This window comes from Archangium sp. (assembly GCF_045802675.1).
In the GTDB taxonomy this organism is placed as follows: domain Bacteria; phylum Myxococcota; class Myxococcia; order Myxococcales; family Myxococcaceae; genus Archangium.
On record NZ_JBJMQO010000028.1, the window covers coordinates 1 to 4,581 of the forward strand.

A 4,581-nucleotide genomic window follows, 5' to 3' on the forward strand; every position below is an offset into this window, starting at 1 on the left:
CGCGCGCGTGCTGCTCTACCTGTTCGCCATGCCGCCGCGCGAGGCGCTCCTCAAGGCAGGGATCCTCTCCAGTCACTTCTGGTTGCGGAACCTGCTACGACGACTGTGAAGAAACTTCTGCGGGCCTACTTAGACGTTCGCCTCGGCGGCGCCGTGGCACTTCTTGTACTTACGGCCGCTGCCGCAGGGGCACGGATCGTTGCGGCCCACGCGCGGCCCCTCCGCCTTGGCGGGAGCCCGCTGCGCGGCGGTGGCCTGCTCGATCTTGCCCTCCTCGTTCGCGCGGCCCTCCAGCGCCTGCTTCTGCCGCTGGGCCATCTGCCGCTGGATGCGAGCCGTCTCCTCGGCGGTGTTGCGCGCCTGCACCCGCATCATCTGGCTGACGAACTGCGTCTTGATGGCGCCCAGCATCTGGATGAAGCCGGTGTAGCCTTCCTTCTTGTACTCCTGCTTCGGGTCCTTCTGACCGTAGCCGCGCAGGCCGATGCCCTGCCGCAGGTGGTCCATCGCCAGCAGGTGGTCCTTCCACAGCTGATCGATCGTCGCCAGGTAGCGGTACTGCAGGAAGCGCAGGAACTCCTCGCCAAACTCCTGCTCGCGCTGGAGGACGACCTTCTCGGCCGCCTTGTAGATGTCCTCCTCCACCGACTCGCGGTCGCCCTTGCCCTCGAAGCTCATCTCCAGGTTGAAGGTCTCCTTCACGTTGCGCTGGAGCGCCTCCAAGTCCCACGTGGCCGGGTTCTTGGTGGGCATGTACGTGTCCGTCAACGAGACGATGCTGTCCTCGAGCGAGTCGAGCACCATCTCCTTGAAGTCCGGCCAGGCCACGGTCCGCTCGGAGCGGATCTTCGCCTTGGTCTTCGGATCCTCGTCGTACTCCACCAGCGGGATGCCGGCGCCCGCGGCCAGCACCTGACGGCGCAGCTTGTAGATGGTGCGCCGCTGCTGGTTCATCACGTCGTCGTACTCGAGGAGGTTCTTGCGGATGTCGAAGTTGTGGCCCTCCACCCGCTTCTGGGCTCCCTCGATGGCGCGGCTGAGCCACTTGTGCTCGATGACCTCGCCCTCCTCCATGCCCAGCCGCTCCATCAGGCCCTGGATGCGCTCGGACCCGAAGATGCGCATCAGGTCGTCCTCGAGCGACAGGAAGAAGCGGCTGCCACCCGGGTCACCCTGGCGGCCGGCGCGGCCGCGCAGCTGGTTGTCGATGCGCCGCGACTCGTGGCGCTCGGTGCCCAGGATGAAGAGGCCACCCACCTCCATGACCTCCTTGCGCTCGGCCTTCGTCTGCTCGGAGAACTTCGCCAGCGTCTCGTCGTGCTTCTTCTTCCACTCGGCCAGCTGCTGCTCGTAGGCGGCCTTCGCCTCGGAGGCCTGCTCCGGCGTCTGGCCCTCCACGGGCTCGGGAGGCAGGGGCTCGGGGCCCACGGCCGCCTTGGTCATCACCTCAGGGTTGCCGCCCAGGAGGATGTCCGTGCCGCGGCCGGCCATGTTGGTGGAGATGGTGACCGCGCCCTTGCGGCCCGCCTGCGCGACGATGTCCGCCTCGCGCTGGTGCTGCTTGGCGTTGAGCACGTTGTGCGGCACGCCCTGCTTCTTGAGGAAGTTGGACACCACCTCGCTCTTCGCGATGGACACGGTGCCCACCAGCACCGGCTGCCCCTTCTGGTGCAGCTCCTCGATCTGCTTGGCGGCCGCCTCGAACTTCTCGCGCTCCGTCTTGTAGACCACGTCCTCCTGATCCTTGCGGACCATGGGGCGGTTGGTGGGGATGACGCGCACGTCCAGGTTGTAGATCTTCGCGAACTCCTCGGCCTCGGTGTCGGCGGTGCCCGTCATGCCCGACAGCTTCGAGTACATGCGGAAGTAGTTCTGGAACGAGATGGTGGCCAGCGTCTGGTTCTCGTTCTCGATCTTCACGCCCTCCTTGGCCTCGACGGCCTGGTGGAGGCCATCCGACCAGCGGCGGCCGGGCATGAGGCGGCCGGTGAACTCGTCGACGATCATCACCTCGCCTTCCTTCACCACGTAGTCCTTGTCGCGCTTGTACAGCGTGTGCGCGCGCAGGGACTGCTCCACGTGGTGCAGGGTCTCGATCTCGCCGGGATCGTACAGGTTGGACACGCCCAGCCGCTTCTGCAGCTTGTCGATGCCCTCGTCCGTCAGCGACACCGAGCGCGCCTTCTCGTCCAGGGTGTAGTCCTGGTCCGGCACCAGGCCGGGGATCACCTGATCGACGCGGTAGTACTTGTCCGTGCTGTCCTCGGTGGGGCCCGAGATGATGAGCGGGGTGCGCGCCTCGTCGATGAGGATGGAGTCCACCTCGTCGACGATCGCGTAGTTGAGCTCGCGCTGGACGTAGTCCTGCAGCCGGAACTTCATGTTGTCGCGCAGGTAGTCGAAGCCGAACTCGTTGTTCTGCCCGTAGGTGATGTCCCGGCGGTACGCGTCCTGGCGCTGCTTGTCCGTCAAGTCGTGGAGGATGCAGCCGGTGGTCATCCCCATGAAGCGGTAGACACGGCCCATCCACTCGGCGTCGCGGCGGGCCAGGTAGTCGTTCACCGTCACCACGTGCACGCCGCGCCCGGACAGGGCGTTGAGGTACGAGGGCAGCGTGGCCGTCAGCGTCTTGCCTTCACCGGTGCGCATCTCGGCGATGCAGCCCTCGTGGAGGAACATGCCGCCGATCAGCTGCACGTCGTAGTGGCGCTGGCCGATCACCCGGCGAGCGGCCTCACGGGTGAGGGCAAAGGCCTCGAACAGCATGTCGTCCAGCGGCTTGCCGTTGGCGGCTTCCTGCTTCATCCGGGCCGTGGTGGTGGGGAAGTCCTCGTCCTTCAAGGCCTTCATCCGCTCTTCCAGCTCGTTGACGCGGATGACCTTCAGACGGGCCTTCTTGAGCTCACGCTCGTTCTTGGTCCCGATGAGCTTCTTTAAAGTCCATTCAATCATTGGTTCGGCTCTCTCGCGCCGGGAGAATCCCCGAAGGGAGGCAGCGAGTGAAGGGAAATCCCAGGAGATGTAAGAGGCGGTCTCGGGAAAACCACGCGCGCACCCGAGGCATTCCTCTTGCCTGTCTGCCCCGCGCGCGGGCAGGACAGAGTAAAGCGGAACCGAGTCTACGCAATGCCCCGACGCCGAAATCCCCAGAACCGTCGCCCCCCTCACCCTTCGGGGCAGCGCCCGGCTCGTGGCCAGAGCCGGCCCTCCGAGCGGCCTGTCACGGCCTCGCCGGGCCCTCGCATCCCACCCCGGGTGCGGATGCCCCCCATACCCCCACAAACCTTGCCGGCCCGAGCAGGCAAGTGGCTCTGGACATGTCGCGCGGGCTTCGAGCCCCACCTCTACGAGGAGCTGGCCTGGGCCGGAGCGGAGCCGCGTCTGCTGGGTGAAGCGCTGGTGGAGAGTGAGGGCCAGCAGGGGCTCGCTCCCGCCTTCGCCCGGCAGGGCAGCCGAGTGGTGGCCAGCTTTCAGCAGGAGTCTCTGGAGACGCTCACCACCGCGGTGGCGCAGGCAGTGAACGCCCTGCCCCCTTCCTCGCCCCTGGTGCTCCAAGCGTTCACGCCGGACACCCCCCGAGGCAACGCGCTCGCCGCCCAGGCAGAGGCGCTTCGAGAGGCCGTGCGAGGGCTGGTTCCCGCGGGCAGGCTGCTCGAGGACGCGGATCGGGCTCGCGAGGCCGGGGCTCGGCTGGTCTCGCTGTGCATGGCGCCCGGCGTCACCGTGCTCGGCGTGGTGCACGCCCGCGAGGCCCTGTCGCTCGCTCCCGGCGGCCGGCGGCGGATGAAGCGCGCGGGCGAGTCTCCCTCCCGAGCGGCGATGAAGCTGGAAGAGGCGCTGGATGGCCTGCCCTTCGAGCCAGCCCGAGGCGATGTCTGCGTGGACCTGGGAGCCGCTCCCGGTGGGTGGACGCAGCGGCTGGTGGCTCGCGGCGCGAGGGTGATCGCCGTGGATCCGGCCCGGCTCATGCCCGAGCTGGCCTCGAACTCTCGCGTGCGGCACGTGCAGGAGAGCGCCTTCGCCTTCGCGCCCGAGGAGCCCGTGGACTGGCTCTTCTGTGACATGGCGTGGCGCCCGCTCGAGGTGGCGCAGCTGCTGGCCAAGTGGGGGCGGCGCGGCTGGGCCTCGCACCTGGTGGCCAACATCAAGCTGCCGATGAAGGACAAGAACCCCCTCCTGCTGCGCGTGCGCCACACGCTCACCGAGGACGGTGGCTGGAAGGGCCTGACCGTGCGGCAGCTCTACCATGACCGGGATGAAGTCACGGTGACGGCCCACCGCCGCTGAGCCCGAAACCTGCGCGCGGGCGGCCTCCGCGCTACAAGAGCGAGGATGCCCTACTCCGTCGACGACGCCACCGCCACCGCCCTCATCGCCCTCCACCCGTGGGCCGTCGCCCGAAGCGCCCAGCCCGTGCAGCTCGCCGTGGAGACGCTGCTGGAGGCCGAGCGCGCTCGCCGAGGCCAGCCGGACAAGCTGGGCGCAACCCAGGCCCTCGCGCTCACCCAGGGCAGCCTGCTCAAGCAGGAGTTCGATCTGTCCACCCACGCGCACCATGACGGCTGGCGGGTGGGCGCCGTC

Annotated in this window: 2 protein-coding genes and 1 pseudogene; 2 read left to right on the plus strand and 1 reads right to left on the minus strand. The window is 68.0% G+C overall.

What is annotated here, in order from left to right; translation table 11 throughout:
• Nucleotides 1-129 precede the first annotated feature (129 nt).
• Nucleotides 130-2,952, minus strand: a complete 2,823-nt coding sequence (gene secA / locus ACJ8AN_RS08505) for a preprotein translocase subunit SecA (RefSeq protein ID WP_407754757.1) — start codon at nucleotides 2,950-2,952, stop codon at nucleotides 130-132.
• Nucleotides 2,953-3,270: 318 nt separating this feature from the next.
• On the opposite strand from secA, the gene rlmM reads away from it, so the two are divergent.
• Together rlmM and ACJ8AN_RS08515 are read left to right on the plus strand one after the other, a co-directional pair.
• Nucleotides 3,271-4,287: a 23S rRNA (cytidine(2498)-2'-O)-methyltransferase RlmM gene (gene rlmM, locus ACJ8AN_RS08510; protein ID WP_407754758.1), complete on the plus strand. Its 1,017-nt coding sequence runs from the start codon at nucleotides 3,271-3,273 to the stop codon at nucleotides 4,285-4,287.
• Between the two features lie 45 nt (nucleotides 4,288-4,332).
• A pseudogene (locus ACJ8AN_RS08515) lies at nucleotides 4,333-4,581 on the plus strand (GGDEF domain-containing protein); the annotation flags it as partial.

Coding starts and splice junctions, on each gene's coding strand:
- secA (WP_407754757.1), bottom strand. CDS start 2,952: ATGATTGAATGGACTTTAAAGAAGCTCATCGGGACCAAGAACGAGCGT.